21 protein-coding genes are annotated in these 23,406 nt (G+C 71.6%); 14 read left to right on the forward strand and 7 right to left on the reverse strand.

Annotated features, from left to right (window positions below; all coding sequences use genetic code 11):
- The first annotated feature begins 97 nt into the window (after positions 1-97).
- From KY462_05265 to KY462_05275, 3 genes are all read left to right on the forward strand, one after another.
- Positions 98-1,093 (forward strand): cyclic nucleotide-binding domain-containing protein, encoded by a 996-nt coding sequence (locus KY462_05265; GenBank protein ID MBW3577139.1) that lies wholly within the window; start codon positions 98-100, stop codon positions 1,091-1,093.
- A gap of 162 nt (positions 1,094-1,255) precedes the next feature.
- A complete protein-coding gene (locus KY462_05270; GenBank protein ID MBW3577140.1) occupies positions 1,256-2,062 on the forward strand; it encodes a hypothetical protein in 807 nt (268 codons plus the stop codon).
- A gap of 12 nt (positions 2,063-2,074) precedes the next feature.
- The gene (locus KY462_05275) at positions 2,075-3,505 is read left to right on the forward strand and encodes an NAD(P)/FAD-dependent oxidoreductase (protein MBW3577141.1); all 1,431 of its coding nucleotides are present in this window, start codon (positions 2,075-2,077) and stop codon (positions 3,503-3,505) included.
- 17 nt (positions 3,506-3,522) lie between these two features.
- Here KY462_05275 and KY462_05280 read toward each other — a convergent pair whose 3' ends face one another.
- Positions 3,523-4,356 carry an Fpg/Nei family DNA glycosylase gene (locus tag KY462_05280; GenBank protein MBW3577142.1) on the reverse strand — a complete coding sequence of 278 codons (834 nt, stop codon included), beginning with the start codon at positions 4,354-4,356 and terminating at the stop codon, positions 3,523-3,525.
- Positions 4,357-4,492: 136 nt separating this feature from the next.
- Between KY462_05280 and glgP the strand changes: the two genes are divergently transcribed.
- Both glgP and KY462_05290 read left to right on the forward strand, forming a co-directional pair.
- The gene (gene glgP / locus KY462_05285) at positions 4,493-7,102 is read left to right on the forward strand and encodes an alpha-glucan family phosphorylase (protein ID MBW3577143.1); all 2,610 of its coding nucleotides are present in this window, start codon (positions 4,493-4,495) and stop codon (positions 7,100-7,102) included.
- Complete coding sequence (locus KY462_05290; protein MBW3577144.1) at positions 7,063-7,530, forward strand: hypothetical protein; 468 nt, start codon at positions 7,063-7,065, stop codon at positions 7,528-7,530. Before glgP ends, KY462_05290 begins: the two co-directional genes overlap by 40 nt.
- Here the strand turns inward: KY462_05290 and KY462_05295 are convergent.
- The 4 genes from KY462_05295 to KY462_05310 form a co-directional block, all read right to left on the reverse strand.
- A complete protein-coding gene (locus KY462_05295; GenBank protein ID MBW3577145.1) occupies positions 7,515-8,420 on the reverse strand; it encodes an Fpg/Nei family DNA glycosylase in 906 nt (301 codons plus the stop codon). The genes KY462_05290 and KY462_05295 overlap by 16 nt on opposite strands.
- Positions 8,395-9,444, reverse strand: coding sequence for a hypothetical protein (locus KY462_05300; protein ID MBW3577146.1), 1,050 nt, complete (start codon positions 9,442-9,444; stop codon positions 8,395-8,397). Before KY462_05300 ends, KY462_05295 begins: the two co-directional genes overlap by 26 nt.
- A 51-nt stretch (positions 9,445-9,495) precedes the next feature.
- On the reverse strand, positions 9,496-10,686 hold the full coding sequence (locus KY462_05305) for an MFS transporter (protein MBW3577147.1): 1,191 nt from the start codon (positions 10,684-10,686) through the stop codon (positions 9,496-9,498).
- An 88-nt stretch (positions 10,687-10,774) separates the two neighbouring features.
- Positions 10,775-11,860 (reverse strand): trypsin-like peptidase domain-containing protein, encoded by a 1,086-nt coding sequence (locus KY462_05310; protein ID MBW3577148.1) that lies wholly within the window; start codon positions 11,858-11,860, stop codon positions 10,775-10,777.
- A gap of 123 nt (positions 11,861-11,983) precedes the next feature.
- Here KY462_05310 and KY462_05315 point away from each other — a divergent pair, with 123 nt between their 5' ends.
- From KY462_05315 to KY462_05330, 4 genes are all read left to right on the forward strand, one after another.
- On the forward strand, positions 11,984-12,592 hold the full coding sequence (locus KY462_05315; GenBank protein ID MBW3577149.1) for a DNA ligase: 609 nt from the start codon (positions 11,984-11,986) through the stop codon (positions 12,590-12,592).
- Between the two features lie 77 nt (positions 12,593-12,669).
- A complete protein-coding gene (gene ligD / locus KY462_05320; protein ID MBW3577150.1) occupies positions 12,670-13,596 on the forward strand; it encodes a non-homologous end-joining DNA ligase in 927 nt (308 codons plus the stop codon).
- 17 nt (positions 13,597-13,613) lie between these two features.
- Entirely contained in the window at positions 13,614-14,519 is a 906-nt protein-coding gene (gene ligD, locus KY462_05325; GenBank protein ID MBW3577151.1) for a non-homologous end-joining DNA ligase, read from the forward strand.
- 71 nt (positions 14,520-14,590) lie between these two features.
- A complete protein-coding gene (locus KY462_05330) occupies positions 14,591-15,280 on the forward strand; it encodes a 5-formyltetrahydrofolate cyclo-ligase (protein MBW3577152.1) in 690 nt (229 codons plus the stop codon).
- 19 nt (positions 15,281-15,299) lie between these two features.
- Here the strand turns inward: KY462_05330 and KY462_05335 are convergent, their stop codons facing one another.
- Complete coding sequence (locus KY462_05335) at positions 15,300-16,214, reverse strand: ABC transporter substrate-binding protein (protein ID MBW3577153.1); 915 nt, start codon at positions 16,212-16,214, stop codon at positions 15,300-15,302.
- Between the two features lie 91 nt (positions 16,215-16,305).
- Between KY462_05335 and KY462_05340 the strand changes: the two genes are divergently transcribed.
- The 4 genes from KY462_05340 to nadC all read left to right on the forward strand — a co-directional run bounded on the left by KY462_05340 (position 16,306) and on the right by nadC (position 19,899).
- Entirely contained in the window at positions 16,306-16,803 is a 498-nt protein-coding gene (locus tag KY462_05340) for a hypothetical protein (protein ID MBW3577154.1), read from the forward strand.
- Positions 16,804-16,855: 52 nt separating this feature from the next.
- Positions 16,856-17,836 (forward strand): NAD regulator, encoded by a 981-nt coding sequence (locus KY462_05345; GenBank protein ID MBW3577155.1) that lies wholly within the window; start codon positions 16,856-16,858, stop codon positions 17,834-17,836.
- A gap of 130 nt (positions 17,837-17,966) precedes the next feature.
- Entirely contained in the window at positions 17,967-18,989 is a 1,023-nt protein-coding gene (gene nadA, locus KY462_05350; GenBank protein MBW3577156.1) for a quinolinate synthase NadA, read from the forward strand.
- Between the two features lie 52 nt (positions 18,990-19,041).
- A complete protein-coding gene (gene nadC, locus KY462_05355; protein MBW3577157.1) occupies positions 19,042-19,899 on the forward strand; it encodes a carboxylating nicotinate-nucleotide diphosphorylase in 858 nt (285 codons plus the stop codon).
- 154 nt (positions 19,900-20,053) lie between these two features.
- Here nadC and KY462_05360 read toward each other — a convergent pair whose 3' ends face one another.
- Positions 20,054-21,754, reverse strand: a complete 1,701-nt coding sequence (locus tag KY462_05360) for a VanW family protein (GenBank protein ID MBW3577158.1) — start codon at positions 21,752-21,754, stop codon at positions 20,054-20,056.
- A 161-nt stretch (positions 21,755-21,915) separates the two neighbouring features.
- On the opposite strand from KY462_05360, the gene guaB reads away from it, so the two are divergent.
- Positions 21,916-23,385: an IMP dehydrogenase gene (gene guaB, locus KY462_05365; protein MBW3577159.1), complete on the forward strand. Its 1,470-nt coding sequence runs from the start codon at positions 21,916-21,918 to the stop codon at positions 23,383-23,385.
- Positions 23,386-23,406: the final 21 nt, after the last annotated feature.

Consider the following 23,406-nt stretch of genomic DNA (forward strand, 5'->3'; position numbering starts at 1 on the left):
CACCACGGACGCCTGCCCGCACCCTCGACGGCCGGGACGCTCCGCGGCACGCTCGCAAGTGCCGGGCACGCCGAGCCCGCGGAACCAGGAGACCCTCATGCGCATCGCGGCGTCGGTCACGTCCATCTCGTGGATCCCGTCCGAGGCGATCTCGGGCGCCTTGAAGCTGCCGTTCGAGATCGGCATGGCCCACTGGGACGCGCCGCTGCCCGACGTGATCTCCGACCTCGAGGCGCTGCGTGCCGCCGACCGCTTCCGCTTCGCCAACGAACTGCGCGCGTACGTCGACGTCGAAGACGGACGGATCGTCGACTACGGGCACCTCGGTGACGGCTACATCGGTTCGACCACGATCAGGCTGGGTTCGAAGGGGATGACCTTCGCCGGCGTGCCGTTCGAGACGCTGCGGCCCGACCCCGAAGTCGGCGACGGCTGGGTGCGCTTCGTCCAGACCGCCGGTGGGCGGACCGGCGCACCGGCGCCCCGCCGGGTCAGGCGCCCTCCGTACGTGCAGATCTCGGCGCCGACCGCGTGGACCACCCTGGCGCTGACCATCCACGCCGATGGCCGCAGCGAACACGAGCTGATCGGGGCCAGCCCGTTCCCGCGGCACTGGATCTACGACCGCGACCGGCGGCTGGTGCAGAAGTCGGGCATGATCGACTTCAAGAGCTGGTCGCTGGAGCACTTCGGGGACAACAGCCCCTGGGGCGACCAGGAGTCGCCGGCCATGGTCACCGAGGTCGAGACCGCACTCGAGCGCCAGCTGTCGTCGACCGTCATGCGCGGCGCCAAGCCGAAGATCCGCAAGATCGCGACCGGCGAGACGCTGACCGAGCAGGGCGTGTGGGGCGCCGAGCTGTACCTGCTCCTCGACGGGGTCTTGAGCGTCGAGGTGAACGGCGACACCGTTGGCGAGGTCGGGCCGGGCGCCATCCTCGGCGAGCGGGCGAGCCTCGAAGGCGGCAAACGCACGTCCACGCTGCGGGCCGTGACCCCCTGTAAGGTCGCGGTGGCCTCGGCCGATCAGATCGACCACGAAGCGCTGGTCGAGGTCGCCACAGGTCATCGGCGGGAGCACGATCGCCTCTGAGGCGCGTGCCGGGCCGGTCCGCGGCCACACCGGCGGCGACAGACCCGCCCGACCCGTCGCGACGAACGGATACCGCGCGTGCGGGTGCACATCTGTGGATCCCGGGGGTCGACACCGGCCCCCGGTCGCGCCTTCGTCCGCTACGGAGGGAACACCTCCTGTGTGGCGCTGGCTCACGACGGTCAGCCGGTCACGCTGCTGCTCGATGCCGGTACGGGCATCCGGCAGGTCTGGCGGCTGCTCAACGGGAGCCCGTTCGACGGCACCGTGCTGCTCGGCCACCTGCACTGGGACCACACCCAGGGGCTGCCCTTCTTCCGTCCCGGCGACGACCCCGAGTCACGGGTCGACCTGTACCTGCCCGCCCAACCCGGTGACCCCGAGGGAGTCCTGGCACGGGGGATGTCGCCCCCGCAGTTCCCGATCCGCCCCTCGGAGCTCCGCGGACGCTGGTCGTTCCGGTTCGTCGACGAGGGACTGCACGACCTCGAGGGGTTCACCGTCCTCGCCCGGGAGATCCCCCACAAGGGGGGGCGCACGTTCGGCTACCGGGTGTCCGACGGCAGCGCGACCGTCGCCTACCTGTCGGACCACCACCCGATCACGTGCGGGCCCGGCCCGACCGGCTTCGGGGAGCACCACGAGGCTGCCTGTGCACTGGTCGACGGCGTGGACCTGCTGATCCACGATGCCCAGTACACCGCCGAGGAGTTCCCGGCGCGGGCCCACTTCGGCCATTCCACGATCGATTACGCGGTCACGCTGGGCGAGGCCCGCCGCGTCGGCGAGGTCCTTCTGTTCCACCACGATCCGCCCCGCACCGACGACGAGATCGATCAGCTCGTGACCGCCTTCGGGGGGCGCACCGTCGCGGTCAGCGCCGCCGCCGACGGCACCGTGATCGACCTGCCACGCCACCGCGCAACCCCGGCGCGACCTGCGCTGAACAGCCGCACCAGGCGCGGCTGAGAGGGCGGCGCCGTGCGCGAGCGGTACGACGCGGTCGTCGTCGGCGCGGGACCCAACGGGCTGGCGGCCGCGATCCGGCTGGCGAAGGCCGACCGGTCGGTCCTCGTGCTGGAAGGGGCCGACGCGGTCGGCGGCGGGGCGCGCACCAAGGAACTCACCCTGCCCGGCTTCCGCCACGACGTGTGCTCGGCCATCCACCCGCTGGGGATCGGGTCGCCGTACCTGCGCACACTTCCACTGCACGAGCACGGCCTCGAGTGGGTGCACCCCGACATCCCCGTCGCCCATCCTCTCGACGACGGCCCGGCCGTTCTGATCGAGCGTTCGCTGGCCGGCACCGCCGCCGGGTTGGGTCGGGATGCGGCGACGTGGCGCCGCACGTACGCGCCGCTGGTCCGCCGCTTCGACCAGCTGGCCTTGGACACGATGGCTCCGCTGACGCGGATGCCGCACCATCCGCTGTTGATGGCCCGGTTCGCGCGCCACGCCGTCCGGTCGGCACAAGGGTGGGCGCGGTCACGGTTCACCGGGGAGCGGGCACGCGCCGCGGTCGCTGGCATGGCCGGTCACAACGTCCTGGCGTTCGACCGGCCGTTCACCGCAGCGCTCGGCGTGCTGTTCCCCGCGGCGGCTCACGCCGTGGGGTTCCCCATGGCGCGCGGTGGTTCGCAGGCGATCGCCGATGCCATGGCGTCGCTGCTGCGCAGCCTCGGGGGCGAGATCCGCACCGGCACGCCGGTGCGCGACCTCGCCGATGTCCCACCCCACGAGGCGCTGCTGTTCGACCTCACACCACGGCAGATGCTTGCGATCGTCGGGGACCGGGCTCCTGGCCGGCTGCGGCAGCGGGTCGAGCGCTTCCGCCACGGCCCCGGGGTGTTCAAGGTCGATTACGCGCTCGACGGCCCGGTCCCGTGGAGTGCCCAAGACACCCAACGTGCCGGGACGGTGCACCTCGGCGGGACCCTCGAGGAGGTCGCCGCCGCGGAGCTCGCAACCGCCGAGGGACGCCACGCCGAACGGCCCTACATCATCGCCGCGCAGCAGACGCTGTTCGACCCCACCCGCGCTCCCGATGGCCGCCACACGCTGTGGGCCTACTGCCACGTCCCGTCCGGATCGACGGTGGACATGACCGGCCCGATCGAGGACCAGCTCGAACGGTTCGCGCCGGGTTTCCGCGACCGGATCCTGGCACGTTCCACGATGACCACCGCGGACCTCGAGGACTACAACCCCAACTACATCGGCGGGGACATCAGCGCCGGTGCGCACAGCGGCCTGCAGCTGCTGCTCCGGCCGTGGCCGTCACTCGACCCGTACGCGCTGGGTGAGACGAGGTGGTTCTTGTGTTCGGCCTCCACACCGCCGGGTGCGGGGGTCCACGGGATGTGCGGCTACTACGCGGCCGGGTCGGTTTTGCGCCACGTCCCGGCGAGGTGAGCCCCTTGGACGGGTCGTCAGCGCAGGAGGCGCGATAGACGCCGGTCGGCCAGAACCCGGCCGCCGGTCTGACACGGCGGGCAGTAGGTCACCTCGTACGACTCGTACGACACACGCCGCAGCGTGTCGCCGCAGGCCGGGCACGGCTCGCCGCCGCGGCCGTGCACGATCCAGTGGTCGCCGAGCTTGGCCGGCAAACCACCCGAGCGGCGACGTTCGTGGTCGAGCCCACGCTCGATCACGTCCCCGACGGCGCTGAGCAGCCGCTCGCGGGCGTCGACGTCGAGGCTCTTGAGGCTCACGAACGGTGACAGCCGCGCGTGGTGCAGGATGTCGTCGGTGTAGCCGCGGCCGAGGCCGGCGACGGTGCGCTGGTCACGCAGGGCCGTGTGCACCCGGCGGTTGTCGCCGGTCGTGCGGATCAGCTCCGCGAAGGCCGCGGCGCCCGGCTCGGGACCGAGCTCGGCCAGCGGGCCGGGGTCGCCGTCGCCCAGCGCCCACCACCGCGCCTTGCGTTCCGTGCCGTATTCGACGATCAGCAGTGCGGGACCAGGCCGGAACCGCAGCCGCACCACGCCCCGCTTGGGCCGCGACCGCCCCGGTGGATCCTCGACCGTCACCCGACCGGCCTGCGACAGGTGCACGACGATCCGTGGCCCGTCGAGGCCGATGACCAGGTACTTGCCGTGGCTGGTGACCTCGTCGACGGTCCGACCGATCAGCGCCTCCGGCGCCGGCTCCACCGTCCGCAGCGCCGCGAACTGCAGCGGGTCCGCGCCGGCGAACACCGTCCCGACGAGCTCGACTTCAACGCGTTCCGCCAGCGCGCGGATCTGGGGCAGTTCGGGCACGGCGCGACGGTACCGCTGACCGGAGGCGACGGCCGCCGCGTGGTGGCTCCACCGAGCGGGGCGGTGGCCCGGCCCCCCCGTGCGTGGCCTCTCGTTCGGGCTGGGTCGGTTCCGGGCAGACGCTACGGTTGGCGTGATGAGGCCCATCCGCACGTTCACGGTCGTGCCAGCGCTGCCCGAGTCGCTGGAACGCCTGCGCGAGCTCGCGTACAACCTGCGCTGGGCATGGGACCACGACACCGTCCACCTGTTCCGTCGCATCGACCCGGCGCTGTGGGAGGCGTGCGGGCGGAACCCCGTCAAGTTCCTCGCGACCGTGGAGCAGGGCCGCCTGGAGAGCGTCGCGGACGATCCCGACTACCTCGCCCACCTGGAGCGGGCCGTCACCTCGCTGCACGACTACCTGGCCGCGGAGCAAACCTGGTTCCGCGTTCGCCACGGCGACGAGTTCGACGACGTGACCCTGACCGCGTACTTCTCTGCGGAGTTCGGTGTCACCGATTGCCTGTCGATCTTCGCTGGCGGGTTGGGGATCCTCGCAGGCGACCACCTCAAGTCCGCGAGCGACCTCGGCATCCCGATGGTCGGCGTCGGGCTGCTGTACCAGCAGGGCTACTTCGAGCAGCGCCTCAACGAAGCCGGATGGCAACACGAGCTGCCCGCCGAGAAGGATTTCCACTCGCTGCCGCTGACCTTGGAGCGGGACGCCGACGGCGCGCCGATCACGGTCGAGCTCGGTTTCCCGGAGGGGCCGGTCGTCGCGCAGGTCTGGCGGGCACAGGTCGGCCGCGTCCCGCTGTTCCTCCTCGACGCCAACGTTCCCGCCAACACCCCCGAGCAGCGGCGGATCACCTTCTCGCTGTACGGCGGCGACGAGGAGATGCGCGTCCGTCAGGAGACCCTCCTGGGCGTGGGTGGCTTCCGGGCCTTGGAGGCGCTGGGGTACCGCCCGACCGTCTACCACATGAACGAGGGCCACTCGGCGTTCTTGGGTCTGGAACTCATCCGCCGTCTGATCGACGAACGAACCCTCGCGTTCGAAGAGGCGCGTCAGGCCGTCTCCGCGGGCCTGGTGTTCACCACCCACACCCCGGTGGAAGCCGGGCACGACTACTTCGCGCCTGCCCTCCTGGAGCGGTACTTCGCCGTCTACGTCAAGGCGTTGGGCATCGACTGGCGCGATTTCTTGGCGCTCGGCCGCGTCGACCCCGCCGACGATCACGAACGCTTCTGCATGACCGTGCTCGCCTTGAAGCTCGCCGCCCGCAGCAACGGCGTGAGTCGGCTGCACGGCCGGGTCAGCCGGGCGATGTGGCGGGGGCTGTGGCCCGGTCTGCCCGAGCACGAGGTCCCCATCGGTCACGTCTCCAACGGCGTTCACCTGCCGTCCTGGACGACGTGGAGGATCAGCGTCCTGTTCGACCGCGTCCTGGACGGACTATGGCGGGAGCAACCAAGCGCCGACGAGCTGTGGGAACGCATCGAGGACGTGCCACCCGACGAGCTGTGGCAGGCACACGCGGCCCGCCGACACGACCTTGTGCAGTTCGTGCGCCGCCGGGTACGCGCCCAGCTCGAGCACCGCGGCGCCCCCGCCACCGAGCTGGCAACGACCGAACAGCTGCTCGACCCCGACGCGCTGACGATCGGGTTCGCCCGCCGGTTCGCGACCTACAAGCGTGCCACGCTGATCGCGTCCGACGTTGACCGACTCGCCAGGATCATGGGGGATCCTGACAGGCCGGTGCAGCTGATCGTCGCCGGCAAGGCACACCCCCGTGACGACGCGGGGAAGGAGTTCATCCGCCGCATCTTCGAGCTGTCCCGTGACGAGCGCTTCCGCGGCCGGATCGTGTTCGTCGAGGACTACGGCATGGCGGTCGCGCGGTACCTGGTCAGCGGCGCCGACGTCTGGCTGAACAACCCGCTCCGCCCCCGCGAAGCCAGCGGCACCAGCGGGATGAAAGCGGCCCCCAACGGCCTGCTCAACCTCTCCACGCTGGACGGCTGGTGGGACGAGGCGTGGCACGACCTGGCGGGTGACGGCATCCCGTTCGGCTGGGCGATCGGACGCCCGGTCGTGTACGACGACCCGATGCATCAGGACATCCGCGACGCCGAAGCGCTGTACGCGATCCTCGAGCACGACGTCGTCCCGACCTTCTACGACCGCGGTGAGGACGGCATGCCGCACTCGTGGATCGCCCGGATGAAGACCGCGATCAGGATGCTGTCGCCGTGCTTCAACAGCCACCGCATGCTGCGCGAGTACGTGGAGACGATGTACCTGCCGGGTGCGCGGGCGGTCGCGACGCTGTCGTGTGACGGCCTGGTAGGTGCGCGTCAGCTGGCGTCGTGGCGGACCCGCGTGATCGAGTCGTGGCATCAGGTCCGCGTCGAGGTGGTCGACGACGGCGACGCCGCCGTTGACCAGATCAAGGTCGGTCAGGCCCTGCAACCGCGAGCGCTCGCCTTCCTGGGCGACCTGACCCCGGACGATGTCGCGGTCGAGCTGTACGTGGGGCGCGTGGAAGCCGACGGCGAGATCCGTGACGGCCACGCCCTGCCGATGCGGGCGCTTCGCCGCCGTGGCCAGCACCACGAGTACGAGGCGATCGACGTCACCCTCAACGACAGCGGCCAGTTCGGTTACACGGTGCGGGTCCGCCCCCAGCATCGCGATCTCCCCGCGCGGTTCATCCCCGGGTGCGTGGCCTGGGCGAACGAGACCGGTTCACCGACCTGAAGCCGCCTGGCCACGGAACCGACCGCGACCGGCAACGCCTCGCACGGCCCGACACGTTCGGGGCCGCGGCGGCGGCCTTGGCCTTCGGGTTGCTGGCGGTCCACGTCTGGGTGCTGTGGTTGAACGCCCCTGCCGACGTCCGAGGTCGCGCACCGGCCGTGCTCGCCTTCCAAGCCGTGGTCACCGCCCTGCTGATCGTCGGTGCGGTCACCCGCCGCACACGGTGGCGGGCAGGGCTGTACCTCCTCGGGGCGCTGGGGGCGTTCCTGTACGGACTGCTGACCTGGGCGCTGGCCGGGGTGATCGACGTGATCGCCGCGGTGCTCGCCGGCGCTGGCGCCGCTGTGGCCATCAGCAGCGTCTACGACCGGGAGGGCAGCACCGGAGGGACGTCGCCCCGATCGGGCGACGGTCACGGTCGCGGTTGACAGCGGGGGCACCAGTACGTGGAGCGGCTGGCGACCCGGCCGTGCTCGATCGGTGCGTCGCAGCGCGCGCAGGCGGCGTCCTCGATATCCCGAGCGTGCGTGAGCCAACCGTCGCGGCGGGGGACGTGTCCCTCGTCGATCGACTCGGTGAGGACGATCCGCATGGCCTCGTACAGGCGGTCGAGGTCGTCTTCGCCCAGGTCCCCGACCGCTGTGCGCGGATGCAGGCACGCGTGCCACAGCACCTCGTCGGCGACGATGTTCCCGATCCCGGCGACGAGCTGCTGGTCCATCAGCGCCGACTTGAGCATGCCGCGCCGGTCTTCGAGCAGGTCGGCGAGGTCGTCGCGGCCGAGGTCCAGCGCGTCAGGTCCGAGGCCGCCCGTCACGTCTCCGACCTCGCGCTCGTCCGAGGCCAACCACACGCCACCGAACTTCCGGGTGAGGTTGAACCGGAGCTCGCCACGGTCGCAGCGGAAGATCACGTGGTCGTGGTCGTCACGGGCCGCACCGTCGTCGGCCCACACGAGGGTGCCCGTCATCCCGAAGTGCATCACGACGGTGGACCCGTCGGTTCGAGCCAGGAGCCACTTGCCGTGCCGGTCCGGCTCGGAGAACCGGCGTCCCTTCAGCGCCCGTCCCAGCCCCTGGGGGGTGGTGTTGCGGATCACGTCCGCGCCGGGCGCCTCGACCCGCTCGATGGTGCGGCCGGTGGCGTGCGCCGCGACGTAGCGGCGCAGCGCCTCCACGTCGGGGAGCTCCGGCACCGCGTTTCCTACAGTCGCCAGGTCTGGACCGCCACTGCGGCCGGTTCGGTGCCTGCAACCATGCCAGAACCTGCGTTGCGTCACGGTGCCGAACAGCTCAGGTCCCGGTGGGCGGCTCCTCATCGACGGCGATGGTCGGCAGCGCGGTATGCACCACAGGGAGGTCCTCCCAAGACCACGCGTCATGTCGTAGCAGCGCCAGAAGCAGCCGCCGCCGTTCCGACACGGCCTCGAACTCGGCTTGGACCTCGTTCTTGTCGACGAGCGGCACCCCATCGCTGCGCAGCGATCCGAGATCGGGTGGAGGTGCCGGCGCGTCGGCCAGGGTGATGAACGCTTCACGGAGGGTGTCGAGGAACTGCGTGATGGCGCGCCGCAGCGGGAGGGTGCTGCTGGGCTCGAGGGTCGATTCCCCGACGCAGCACCGCAGCATGGTCAGCGCTTCGTCGAGGACGGCGACGTTCGGTCCGACCGCGGTGTGCCGCTCGGCGCTGTGGAAGTAGTGCAGGATCGGGTAGGCGAGGTGGCGCTCGGCGAGTTCGCCGATCGTCGGGACGAGAGCCACCAGGTACAGATGCAGGTCGCCGAAGTTCGTCCCGTTCCATGCGCGGCCGAGGACCTCCGCCGGGGTGTGCCCCAGGGTGCTGATCTGCGAGGCAACGCGGCGTTTCAGCACGGTCGCGTCCACGACGGGGATGATGTAGGCGATCGTGAGCGTCAGCAGGACGACCCCGCTCGCAGCCGCGATCAGCTGGAGCCCTTGACCGGCCCCGCCGACCGGCTGGCCTGGGCTGTCGACGCGGCCGACGACGAGCCCGACCGCGAAGCGCAGCAACGGCAACGGGCGCCTCCCGGCGCTGGGGTCGTCGAGTCCGCCGGACGCCGCGAACACCAGCGTCCACCCGACCACCAACAGCATCACCCAGGTGGCCACGACCGCGAACAGGACGGCCGGACCGCCGGCGAGGAGGAACCGGCCCCGGCCACGACGGGACGCAGCAGCCAGGAAGCCCAGCCACAGTACTCGTGCAACCTGCGACGTGAGCGGCCCCTTGCCCGCTGCGACCGCGACGGTGGTCGTGATCACGTCGTACAGCGCGACCACCAGGAACGAGGTTCCGAGCACGCCCAGTGCGACATCGACCACCACGCCTCCGTTGGAACAGCGGCGTGGAACCTAGTTGCGGCCACCCGAACGTTAGAACCCGTGCGGCTCGGGCGGTGCCTCGACCGCCGCGGCCGGGCGAACTCCGTGCGGCTGGTAGCCAGCCAGAAGTGCGAACCCGATGGCCGCGATCCCGGCGGCGGCGAGCCAGGCACCGCGGAAGCCCACACTCGATGCCACCGCGCCGAGCAGCGTGCCACCCAGCGCGAACGCCAGATCGACGAACGCGGTGAAGGTGCCGACCAACGCCCCGCGCTCGGTCGCCGGCACGCTCGCGACCGCCATCGACATCACCGCCGGGAAGATGAGGGCGTGTCCCAGCGCCAGCACGACCGTGCCGGCGTACAGGCCGACGACCGTTGGCACCGTCGCCAGCAGGACGAGGCTCCCGACCGACAGGGCGAGAGCCGAGCGGGCGGTGCGCCGTAGTCCGAACCGGTCGGGCAGCCGCGCCAGGAAGCTACGCACGACGAGCAGCACGGCGGCGTAGACGACGAAAACCAGACGGCTCCTGTCCATGCCCAGCTGCAGTGCGTACAGCGCGGCGAACGTCTGGAACCCGGCCTGACCGATCAGCCCAGCCAGGATGATGGCTCCGGGACGCACAGCCGCGCGGTGCACCAGCGGACCGCGTGGCCGCTCGGCCGTACCCGGGACGCGGGTGTCGCGGATGCCGACGCCCAGACCCGTGGCCAACGCCGCGCAACCCGCCGCGGCAAGCCACACCGCGTCGTAGCCGCCGGCCTCCAGCAGGCGCTCGCCGACGACAGGGCCGACAGCCAGCCCGCCGAACAGGGCGAGCGAGAACAGGCTGAGCGCTTCCCCCCGGCGGTCGTCGGGCGCGAGGTCGTTGACGACGGTCGCGGTACCCACGAAGAACAGCGCCTCCCCAACGCCGGTGACCAGGCGCAGCCCCAGCAGGGCAACCACACCCGCTGCCAGCACGTACCCCGCGATCGATGCGGTGACGACCACACCGCCGGTGACGACCAGCACGCGCCGGCCGTGCCGGTCCCCGAGCCGCCCCGCCCACGGCCGAAGCACTAGCGCGCTGACGCCGAAGGCGCCGACCACGAGCCCGACCTGGAAGCGGCTGCCGGCCAGAACCTCCTCGACGAACCGCGGCAGGGTCGGCAGCAGCGCCCCCACCGCGACGAAGTAGGCGAACGTGACTGCCTGGACCAGCACGAACAGCGGGGTCAGCAGCCGCGGAGCGGTCCTCACCGTGCTCGGGGAGTGGCCGACGTCAACGTGCGGCCCCCGGCACAGGCTCGGGGTGGGCGCGCCGGATGCGGCTGCGTGGCGGTGTCACCTAGCGCTCCTCGACACCGACGTCCACCGTCAGTCGCCCGGTGCCGCGGACGATCTCCAGCGGCACCGACGCCCCGACCCCCGCCGTCTGCACCGCGCGTTGCAGATCGGTCGGTGCCGACACCGTGTTCCCGCCGGCTGCGACGATCACGTCGCCGGGCCGCAGACCCGCCTGTCCGGCAGGCCCGCCCGGAGCGATGTCTGCGATCACCAGCCCGTCGGCGGTGGCCAAACCGAGCCGCGCGGCGATCTGGGGGCTGTTGGGCACGATCGTGACGCCGATGTAGGGCTCGCCGAGGCCCTCGAGCATGTTGCGGATCACCGGCTTGGCGCTGTCGATCGAGATGGCGAAGCCGATGTTCTGGGCGACGCCGGCGGCGACGGCGACGTTGATGCCGACCACCTCACCGGCGCCGTTGAGCAGCGGTCCGCCGGAGTTGCCGGGGTTGATGGCGGCGTCCGTCTGGATCAGGTCGTCGAGTCGGAGCTGTTCCGCCTGGATCGCGCGTCCGGTCGCCGAGACGATCCCCAACGACACCGTCGGCGAGTCGCCCAGGGCCAGGGCGTTCCCGATGGCGACGACCGGCTCGCCGACCTCCACCTCGGCACTGTCCCCGAGCGGGATCGGTTGGAGGGCTCCAGCGTCGTCGACCTCCAGCAGTGCCAGGTCCCGGCTGGGAGACTGGCCCACGAGACGGGCGCTGAGTTCCTCCCCGGCCACGGTCGTGATCGCGAGTTGATCCGCGCCGCGGACCACGTGGAAGTTGGTGACGATGTGGCCCTGGTCGTCGATCACGAAACCGGTCCCGGCACCGGCCGGCACATCCTGACCGAGGACCTGCCCCAGCTCGGCGGGGCGCTGCGCGATGGCGACGACGCCGGGTTGGACCGCGGAGACGAGGTCCGAGACATCCGGCAGGACACTGCCGGGGGTGCGTGGCCCGGCGTCAGGGGACGGCTGCTCGTCACCCGGCGCCGGTGACGCGCCGACCTGCCCCGTCGCGTCCGGCGGTGCCTGGGTCGACGGCGAGCACGCGGTCGCCACGGCCGCAAGGATCGCGAGCAGGCCCCGGAGAATACTGCCCATGGCACACACCATCCCCGCTGCGGCCCCGACCCGCCGTGTGGGCATGCCGACGAAGGTGTGGGACGCCGTCCTGCCGCACGTGCCGGCGTCAGCCAGCATGAACCCGACAGGAGGTCGCGGACCGTGTCAGAGACGGGCCTGCAGGACTACCTCGACAAGCGAGACCTCGATGTCTCGCCCGAACCGACGGGTGGATCTGCGACCGCAGGAGACGAGCCCCGGTTCGTGATCCAGAAACACGATGCGACCAGCCTGCACTACGACCTGCGGCTGGAGGTCGACGGCGTCCTCAAGTCGTGGGCCGTCCCGAAGGGCCCGTCGACCGATCCCCGCGACAAGCGCCTGGCGATGCCCACCGAGGACCATCCGATCGACTACGTCGATTTCGAAGGGGTCATCCCCGAAGACCAGTACGGCGGCGGGAGCGTGATCGTGTGGGATGCCGGCACGTACACCAACGTCACCGTCGACGACAACGGGGACGCCAAGCCGATGGCGGCCGCGATCACCGACGGGCACGTCAGCGTCTGGCTGAAGGGCGTGAAGCTGCAGGGCGGGTACGCCCTGACCCGAACCAGCATGGGTGACGACGACCGCGAGAAGTGGCTGCTGGTCAAGGTGGGCGACGCCGGCGCGGACGCGCGTCGCAAGCCCACCAGCACACAGCCCGAGTCGGTCCTGACGGGGCGGACCATCGAGGAGGTCGCTGCGCAGCCGGGCGGCCAGGTGTGAGCGACCCGTTCGACCTCCTCGACGACGAGTTGCGTGCCCGCCTCCGTGAGGAGCCGGAGCCGCGGTGGCGCGAGCCGATGAAGGCCACGCTCACCGACGAGCGTTTCTCCGATCCCGACTGGGTCTTCGAGCCCAAGCTCGACGGGGTCCGCGCCATCGCGGTGCGCGACGGTGAAGACGTCCAGCTGCTGTCACGCAACCGCAAGACGATGAACGCCAGCTACCCGGAGCTGGTCGACGCGATCGGCGGCTTGGACCGCGACCGGTTCGTGGTCGACGGCGAGATCGTGGCGTTCGAGGGCGCCCGGACCAGCTTCGAGCGTCTGCAGGGCCGCATGAACCTGCAGGACCCCGGGCGGGCGCGCCGCACCGGCATCCCCGTCTACGTGTACCTGTTCGACCTGCTGCACCTCGACGGGTACGCAACCACCCAATTGCCGCTGCGGACGCGGAAGACCATGCTCAAGCAGGCGTGGCGGTTCGACGACCCGGTCCGCTTCGGGACGCACCGCAACGAGCACGGCAAGCGGTACTTCGACGAGGCTTGTCGTCAGGGCTGGGAGGGCCTGATCGCCAAGCGGGCGGACAGCCTGTACAGGCCGGGGACGCGCTCCCGGGACTGGCTGAAGCTCAAGTGCGTCGAGCGCCAGGAGCTGGTCATCGGCGGGTTCACCGACCCGCGGGGCAGCCGCACCGGGTTCGGGGCGTTGCTGGTCGGCTACTACGACGACGGGCGGCTGCGGTACGCCGGCAAGGTCGGCACCGGCTACGACGAGGCAACCCTCGTCCAGATGCGCGACACGATGGACCGCCTCGAGCGTGACGCCTCCCCGTTCGACGACGACGTCGCCGAGAAGGGCGCGCACTTCGTGCGTCCCGAGCTCGTGTGCGAGGTCGTCTTCACGGAGTGGACCGAGGACGGCAAGCTCCGCCATCCGCGCTTCCTGGGCTTGCGTGACGATGCGGACCCCTGTGACGTGGTGCGCGAACGGCCGACCAGGTGAAGGCTGGCCGCCACCGCATCGGCGACCACGTGGTCGAGGTCACCCATCCTGACCGGGTCCTGTTCCCCGACGCCGGCATCACCAAGGGCGAGGTGGTCGACTACTACCGCCGCGTCGCCGAGGTGATGCTCCCGCACCTGCGTGGCCGTCCGCTGATGCTGCAACGTTTCCCCCGGGGCATCGACGCCAGCGGGTTCTACATGAAGGACGTCCCCGACCACTTCCCCGACTGGGTCCACACCGCTGCGATCCCCCGCCGGGAACGTGGCGGGACCATCGAGCAGGCGTTCCTGTGCGATCAGCCGGCCGCGCTGGTGTACCTGGCCAATCAGGGGACGCTCACCTTCCACGTGTGGCCGACCCGCGCCGACCGCCTCGACACGCCAGACCTGATGGTGTTCGACCTCGACCCTCCCGACGGGGACGTCACGTCCCTGCGTGACGCGGCGCGGTCACTGCGGGATGTCCTCCAGGAGCTGTCGCTGGTCCCGTTCCTGCAGACGTCAGGATCGAAGGGCTACCACGTGGTCGTCCCGCTGGACGGCACGACGGACCTCGACGCCGTCCGAGACGTCGCTCGGGGGGTTGCCGAGTACGTGGCCGGCCACGACCCCGACCGGCTCACAACCGCGCAGCGCAAGTCGAAGCGGGGCGATCGGATCTTCATCGACACCAATCGCAACGCCTACGCGCAGACGTTCGCCGCCCCGTACGCGATCCGCGCCCGACCCGGCGCCCCGGTGGCGACACCGATCGACTGGCATGAGCTCGGCCGTGCCGAACCGACCTCGTACACGGTGGGCAACCTTTTCCGCCGGCTCGGTCAGAAGCACGACCCGTGGGCCGACCTTCACGAACACGCCACGGGCCTCGACAACGCCCGGGGGCGTCTGGCGGAACTGGTAGAGGCGGCGGCGCGGTGACCCGACGCCACGATCACGACGCCGGCGGGGATCGCGACGTCCTCGAGCACAAGGCGGAGCTGCGCGAACGGATGTGGGCGGCGCTGCAGGAAGCCGGCGCGGATCGTTTCCCCGGCGCCGAAGGCCGGATCCCCAACTTCACCGGTGCAGAGCAGGCTGCGGAGCGCCTCCGCGGATCGGACATCTGGCAGGGGGCGTCCACGGTGAAGGCCAACCCGGATTCTCCGCAGTGGCCGGTCCGCCAGCGGGCGCTGGAGGACGGCAAGACCGTGTTCATGGCGGTGCCGCGGCTCGCCGACGAGCGCCCGTTCCTCCGCCTCGACCCTGATCAGCTCGACGACAGCCCGCGTCAGGCAGCGTCGATAAAAGGATCGTCGCGCAACGGCGAGCCGGTCGACGTCGACGACCTCGAACCCGTCGACCTGGTCGTCACGGGTTGCGTTGCGGTCGGGGCCGACGGGGCGCGCCTGGGCAAGGGCGGCGGCTTCAGCGACCTGGAGTTCGCCGTCGCGCGCGAGGCCGGCCTCATCGGCGAAGACACCCTGGTCGTCACGACGGTGCACGAGGTGCAGGTCGTCGAAGCCGGCACGATCCCGATGACGGCCCACGACGTCCCGGTGGACCTGGTGATCACGCCCGACCGGGTCCTCGACTGCCGCCCCGGCCCGTTCGCGCGGCCGGACGGCGTGCGGTGGGACGAGTTGACCGACGACAAGGTCGCGGCGATCCCGGTGCTGCAGCGCCTGGGCCACGGCCGTTGAACGGAGCAGGCCACCTGGTTCACCAGCGCTGCCAGGCACCACCCTCCAGCGGCATCGCCGGGCCAACCCCATGGGCGACGGCGACGACGATCGCGGCGGACATGACCAGGCGCGGCCCGGGGCGGTTGAAGTAGGCCGACCCGTCGGCGAAGGCCACCCGGCCGCTGCGCACCGCGGACAGGTCCTCCCAGCCGTCCAGCGCCGCGACGATGTGGCGGTCACCCACGGCCCGGTCGAGGTCGAAGCCGCACGGCGCGATGACGATCACGTCGGGGTCGCACCCACGCAGTACCTCCGGGGTGACGGTGGGGGAGTGACCGCCGGGGACGCCCAGGACGGGTTCGGCTCCGGCGATCTCCACCAGCTCCGGCGCCCAGTTGCCGCCGGCCATCACGGGATCGGTCCACTCCAGCAGCGCCAACCGCGGCCGTCGCCGGCCGGCCACGGTGGCGGCCAGGTCGTCCAGCTCGGCGTGCATCCTGTCCACGAGCGCTTCGCCGGCTGCGCGATCGTCGAGGGCGTCGGCGATGCGAACGACGTCGGCGAACACCTGCTGCAAGGTCATCGGCGAGGACGTGACCACGTCCACGTCGCGGTCGAGGTAGGCGCGCGCGGCGCGCACCACCTCTTCGGCGGCGACGGCGCAGACGCGGCACATGTCCTGGGTGATGATCAGGTCGGGGTCGGCGGCTGCGAGCGCATCCGGGTCCACCTGGTAGATCGACAGCACCCGCGCGAGCAGGTCGACCACACCGCGGTGGATCTGGCGTGAAGAGCCCACCGGCTCCCTCCGCGGCCGGCTGACCACGGGCAGGTCGACGACGTGCGGCGGGAAATCGCACTCGTGGCTCCGCCCCACCAGCTCCGCCCCGTGGCCGAGGGCAGCCACGATCTCGGTCGCGGACGGAAGCAGGGAGACGATCCGGCGTCCCACGGTCTGCTCACCTCGTCGCGCCCCTGTGCCGAGGATCCTAGCGGCCGGCCGCCGCCCGGCCGCCGGTACGCTCCAGACCGAGGAGGACATCGTGGGCGCCGCGCACAACGGGATGGAGCCGCTGGTGCTACGTCCTGCTCGGACCACTGCGGCGTGGTGGAGCCTGCTGGGCCTCGCTCTGGTCGCGGCCGGTGTCGTGCTCGTGGCTGATTCCCGCGGCCATCCGCTGGCCTGGGCGGGTCTGGCCGTGTTCGTCCCCGTGGCGGCGTTCTTCGTCGCCCAGCTGCTTCCCGGCATGGCGTGGGTGCACCTCGACGGTGAAGGGATCTACGCGCGGGTGCTGTGGTGGCGGACTGCGGTGACGTGGGATCACGTCCACGTGGCGCGTGTGCGACGTGTCGCCGGCGATCCGGTCCTGGTCCTCGACGTCCGAGAACCGGGAGCCGACGGGGCCGAGCACCGCCGCAGCACCGCGATCATGCTCCCCGTCGGCTGTGACGTCACGGCGTTGCACCATCTGCTGGCGCGGCGACTCGGTCGCGGTGGCCGGCTCACGGCTCCCCGCACGCTCCGTCCGCTGGACCTGTAGCCGCTACCGTCGGGCGGCGGCTCCGCGCGTGCACCCGGCCGGGGAGCGACCGATCGCCGTTGACGTCACGGTGGGCCTGAACGCGGTGATCATCACGGTCACCGCCGGGGTCCCGCGGGTGCTGACCGTCGCGCGACCGCCGGTCGGCGCGCTCGCTGACAGCGAGGAGCCGCTCGACGCGCTGCCCTTCGGGCCACTCGATCCCGAACGCGACCGCACTCTCGAGCTGGGGTTGCGGCGGTGGGTGTGGGAGCAGACGGGGATGGAGCTGGGCTACGTCGAGCAGCTGTACACGTTCGGCGACCGCGACCGCTGGCCCGCCGCGGACGCGCGCGTGCTGTCCGTCGCGTACCTGGCGCTGGTCCACGAGAGCCCACCGGTGGCCGCGGTCGAGGCCTGCTGGCATGACCTGTACACGTACCTGCCATGGGAGGACTGGCGCGGACAACGCCCGGAGACCATCGACCGTCACGTCGTCCCGGCTCTGGAGGCGTGGGTCGGAGCATCGGCGGACGCGACGGTGGCAGGCGGGCGACGGGAACGGGCGGCGATCACGTTCGGGCTGTGGGGCGCACCGTGGGACCGCGAGCGTGTGCTCGAGCGCTACGAACTCCTCTACGAGTTGGGGCTGGTGCCCGAGGCGGCGCGCGACGGTGGTGGAGGGCTGCACACGGGAGCGCAGGGCGGCCGCCAGGACGCGGCCTGGGGTCGCCCGATGGCTCTGGATCACCGGCGGATCGCCGCGACGGCCCTGGGCCGCCTCCGCGGCAAGTTGCGCTACCGACCCGTGGTGTTCGAGCTGCTACCGGAGACGTTCACCCTGCTGCAGTTGCAGCAGGTGGTCGAGGCTCTCTCGGGCGTGGAGCTGCACAAGCAGAACTTCCGCCGGCTGTTGGAGCGAGGCCGGCTGGTGGAGGGCACCGGCCGCCACGAGAGCCGTCGACGGGGCCGCCCCGCGGAGGTGTTCCGCTTCCGCCGGGAGGTGCTGCGCGAGCGGCCTGCTCCCGGAGTGGGCGTCCCCGGCGGGCGCTGACGGCTCGACCGGGCGGCGACCCTGCGGCGAATGAGCCGCCCCGCGCGGCCGGCCGTGCGCTGTTGACCGCCGGTGGAGGCGCGGTTAACCTCGGCCCTCTTTATACTCACGTCGAGCATAAGGTGTGCGGATGCCGGCCCGCTCCCGTCCCGTCCGCGCACCTGCCGAGCAGCCAGCCACCGGCCCCGCCCCGGCGCCGGGGCGGCTGGAGGCCATCCCCGCGATCGAGTGGGCCGCCCACCAGCCGCTGATCGCCGCGATCGACGACCTCAAGCGGCGGCGCAACGCGGTGATCCTCGCACACAACTACCAGACGCCGGAGATCTTCCACGGCGTGGCGGACATCACCGGCGACTCACTCGCGCTGGCCCGCCGCGCCGCGGACACCGACGCCGACGTGATCGTGCTCGCCGGCGTCCACTTCATGGCGGAGACCGCCAAGCTGCTCAATCCCGACCGGACCGTGCTCATCCCCGACCTCGAGGCCGGCTGTTCGTTGGCAGCATCGATCACGGCCGCCGACGTCCGCCTGCTCCGCCAGCGCCACCCCGGCGTGCCGGTGGTGTGCTACGTCAACACCTCCGCGGAGGTGAAGGCTGAGTCGGACGTGTGCTGCACGTCCGCGAACGCGGTCGAGGTGGTCGAGTCCTTCGGCGTGGACCGGGTGATCATGCTCCCCGACGAGTACCTCGCCCGCCACGTCTCCACCCAGACCGCCGTCGAGGTGATCCTGTGGCGGGGCCACTGCGAGGTGCACGAGCGCTTCACCGCAGCCGACCTGGGCCTCTACCGCCAGCAGGTGCCCGACGTCGAGATCGTCGCGCACCCCGAGTGCCCGCCCGACGTGCTCGCCGAGGCGGATTTCGTGGGCTCGACATCGGGGATGATCCGCTACGTGGGCGAGCGCCGGCCCCGGCGGGTCGTGCTGCTCACCGAGTGCTCGATGAGCGACAACGTCGCCGTCGCCTACCCCGACGTCGAGTTCCTGCGGCCGTGCAATCTCTGCCCGCACATGAAGCGGATCACGCTCACGAAGATCCTGCGCTGCATGGAGCGCCTCGAGCACCGCGTCGAGATCCCGCCTGCGATCGCCGCGCGGGCGCGGCAGGCGGTCCAGCGGATGCTGGCGATCGGGCGAGGGGCGTCGGGGTGACCGCACCGCCGCAGGGACGGTTGCGCGCGCATTGAACGCGGTGCCGGCGCACCTGGCAGCTCCTCCGGCGTTCCTCTACGAGCCGGTGGTCCGCCGGGCCCTGCTGGAGGATCTCGGGGGCGCCGGCGACCTCACCACCGACGCGATCGTCCCGCCCACCCTGCAGGCAACCGGGGTCGTGGCTGCCCGCAGGCCCGGCCGGGTCGCCGCTGTCATGCTCGCCGCGACCGCGTTCACCCTCATCGACGGGAGGGTCCGCGTCCGTCCGGCGGTCGAGGACGGGACCGACGTGGCCGCAGGCGACGCCCTCGCGGTCGTCGAAGGCCCCGCCCCGGCGCTGCTGTCGGCGGAACGCACCGCCCTCAACCTCCTGAGCCACCTCTGTGGCATCGCGACCGCGACCAGGGACGTGGTCGCGGCGGTGGCCGCCACCGGCGCCCGCGTGGTCCCCACCCGCAAGACGACGCCCGGACTGCGCGCACTCGAGCGCTACGCCGTCCGCGCCGGCGGGGGGACCGACCACCGCTTCGGACTCGACGACGCGGTGCTGGTCAAGGACAACCACCTGATCGTGGCGGGCAGCATCGCCGAGGCGGTGCACCGGGTCCGCCGCCGGGTCGGTCACCTGGTGAAGATCGAGGTCGAGATCGACCGGCTCGACCACCTCGACGAGGTCCTCGCGGCGGGCGTCGACGCGGTCCTGCTCGACAACCTGCCGCTGGACCTCGTGCGGGAGGCGGTCCTGGCGGTCGAGGGGCGCGTCCTGCTCGAGGCGTCCGGTCGCATCACCCTCGAGACGGCACCGGCCGTGGCCGCCACCGGCGTCGACCTGTTGTCCGTCGGGTGGCTGACCCACAGCGCCCAGGCACTGGACATCGGCTTCGACCTGCACGCGGTCGGCTCGTCCTGAAGGCGCGCGGCTCCGGCCGCGCCGCCCACCTTTCCGGCCTCGACCGAGGGTGAGCACAACCGCGGTTCCCGCCCGGTTCTGAGGCTGCTGGGTGTCCTGTTCAGCGTCGTGGCGGCACGAGTTCAGCGTCGTGGCGGCACGAGCCGAACCGTGTTCAGTCCTCCGGCTGGTAGCGGTGGAAGAACTCCTCGGTCCGCTGCGAACCGTCCGGGTAGGTGATCGTCCGTCTCACCGTCACGTCGAACCCGTTGCGGGCCGCGCCCTCAACCACGTTGTACGGCCCGATCGTCTCGCTGTCCACGTCCGCCCACTGGGTGCTGAAGAACTCCACCGTGATGGACGTGCCGGTGTACGCGGTGCGCACCAGGATGCCGTAGGGGGAGTCGTTGGTGACGGCCACGTCGATCAACCCGTAGTAGATCGTCGACTCGTGACCCATCGGGTACCGCGAGATGTAGTAGCTGTGCGGCTGGAACTCGTCGATCTGGATCCCCGAGAAGTACGCCGCGTTGAAGAACGTGGTGGTGAACTGGCTGACCCCGCCCCCGACCTCCTCCTCGAACTCCCCTTCGACGATGACCGGCGCCCCCACGAAGCCGCGGGCCCGCGTCCGGCGACCCACGTGACCGTTGAGGGAGAAGGTCTCGCCCGGCTCGATGATCGCCCCGTCGACGATGTCGGCCATCCGGTGGATGTTGGTGACCCGCGGCTCGCAGCAGTCGTGTCGGGTCGTGAAGGTCGAGATGCGCTCGCGGATGCCGAGCTCCTCGGCTTCCTCTCGGGTGCGGTCGGGTTCGACCGTGCGCCCGCGTAGCTCGCCTGTGCGGTTCCCCGTCCGGGTCGCGATCTCTACCAGCGCATCGGCGGTCGTCTGGGAGTCGAGCGCGAAGCCCACCGTCCCGCCGCGGATGCGGACCTGATCGCCGACGACCTCGAAGCGGGCCTCGACCGGTTCCACCTCGATCTGGCCGAGGCGGTCCGAGCCGATCACCTCACGGAGGCGGTCACCGCCGGCCGCGATCTGCAGACGCTGGCCCGGGGGCGCGTCCTCGTGGGTGCGCACCTCGAGGATCGCGGCGATCTCGCCGGGAGCGAGCTCGAGATCGGCGCCACCGCCCGGGTTGGTCAGTCGCACCGGTCCGGTGACCGCCCGCCTCGCTGGCGGGAGCACCGCCTGGACGTCCTCGCTGGTGACCGACGGTCGCAGCGTGCGGTGCTCGATCCGCACCGTGACCTCGCCCGCCTCGGCCAGGACCGGTTCGATCGCGGCGGCGACGTCCGAGGCGGCCACCTCGACCCCGTCGGTGGGCTCGCGGACGCGCACACCCGCGGTCTGGGGGTGCTCCCCGACCTCGAACGCGACGCGGGCGGCGCGGGGCTGACGTGACAGGTGATCGGCCGTCCGCGCCGACCAGCGTCGCAGCATCTCCTCGTCGACGTCGTGACGGAGCTCGACGTCGACGCTGCGACCCAGTCGGCTGGCGACGTGGTCCACGAGCGCTCGCCACAGGCCGCGCCGACCGCGTCCCCAAGCAGCCTCCGTGGTCGACGCCACGTCGATCGTCAGCCCGGCGGCGTCACGCCGGGCGCGGGTGTCGCGTCCGTCGCTCGTGACGGTGATCGTGGCGCCCAGGCGCTCGGCGGCGAGATCCGCCACGACCGTGCGCAGCTGTTGGCGTGGCAGCCCGGCGACGGGTTGGCCGGCGACCGTCACGCCGCTCAGGACCCCCGGCGTCGCTCGCCGCAGGACCGCCACGGCTCCCGCAGCGGCCAGATTGACGACGATCAGGATGGCGATGACCACGGCCGCCCAGACGCGCCAACGGGCGGTGCGGCGATCATCGCGGGGCGGCATCGCGCCCGACCGTAGGCGGCCAACCGTCGCGTCGGGCGGGCGACAGGGCAGCCAGCGACGGGTCAACGACGCCGGCTGGTGTCCGCTTCGGGTCGCACCCGGTTGGCGGGCGCTGACGGGCCGCGCCGGTACTGTGCCACGAGACGAACTCGGAGGCGTCCGTGGTCGATCTTCCCGAAGGGCTGTCCTACGACGATGTGCTGTTGCTGCCACAGGCATCGACGGTGCTGCCCCGCGACGTGGACACCTCAGCTGTGCTGCACCACCGGGTCCAGCTGCGCCTGCCGCTGCTGTCGGCTGCCATGGACCGCGTCACCGAGGACCGCATGGCGATCGCGATGGCGCGCAACGGCGGGTTGGGCGTGATCCACAAGAACGCCTCGGTCGAGGTGCAGGCGGCGATGGTCGAGCAGGTCAAGCGCTCGGAGTCGGGGTTCATCTCCGAACCGTTGACGTTGCGGCCCAACGAGTCTGTGGACCGCGCCCACGAACTCATGGCGCGGTACCGCGTGAGCGGCTTCCCGGTGGTCGACGACGACGGTGACCTGCTCGGGATCGTCACCAACCGCGACCTGCGGGCCGGCATCTCCGACGACGATCCGGTCTCGCAGCACATGACCGCGGACGCTTTGATCACGGCGCCCGCGGGGACCACCCTCGAGCAGGCCCGCGATCTGATGCAGCACCACCGCGTCGAGAAGCTCCCGATCGTCGACGGTCGGCGGCTCGTGGGGATGTTCACCTTCAAGGACGTCGAGAAGGTCCGCACGTTCCCCAACGCCGCCAAGGACCCGCGCGGCCGGTTGCTGGCCGCCGCTGCCGTCGGGGTGGGGCCGGACTCGATGGAACGTGCGGCGGCGCTTGTCGAGGCGGGCGTGGACCTGCTGGCGGTCGACTCCGCACACGGCCACGCCGCCGGGGTGCTGGAGTTCGCCGCCAAGCTCAAGGACCGCTACCCCGACGTCGCGATGATGGTCGGCAACGTCGCCACCCCCGACGGCGTGCGCGCCTGCGTCGATCACGGTGCGGATGTCGTGAAGGTCGGCGTGGGGCCCGGCTCGATCTGTACGACCCGCGTGGTGACCGGGGTCGGCGCCCCGCAGTTCACCGCCGTGCTGACCTGTGCGGAGACCGCGGCCGAGCTCAGCGTCGCCACCGTCGCGGACGGGGGGATCCGCTACTCAGGCGATCTCGTGAAAGCCTTCGGCGCCGGCGCGACCGCCGTCATGGTCGGGAACCTGTTGGCCGGGACCGACGAGTCACCGGGCGACCTCGTCCTCGTGGGCGGCCGTCGGTACAAGGAGTACCGGGGGATGGGGTCGGTCGATGCGATGCGCGCGGGTTCGGCCGACCGCTACTTCCAGGGTGAGCGCCAGACCCAACCGTCGAAGCTCGTCCCCGAGGGCGTCTCGGGTCTGTTGCCGTACCGCGGCACCGTTGCGGAGGTCGTCGCACAGCTCGAGGGCGGGCTGCGGTCGGGGATGGGCTACGTCGGCGCCAAGGACCTGGCGTCTCTGGCGACCCGCGCGCGGTTCGTGCGCCAGACCGCCGCCGGTGCCCGCGAGTCCCACGTCCACGACGTCGACATCGTCCACGAGGCCCCCAACTACCAGGTGCCGGGCCGCAACTGAGTCCCGCCAGTGCGTCAGCGT

It is taken from the genome of Actinomycetota bacterium (genome assembly GCA_019347675.1).
In the GTDB taxonomy this organism is placed as follows: domain Bacteria; phylum Actinomycetota; class Nitriliruptoria; order Nitriliruptorales; family JAHWKO01; genus JAHWKW01.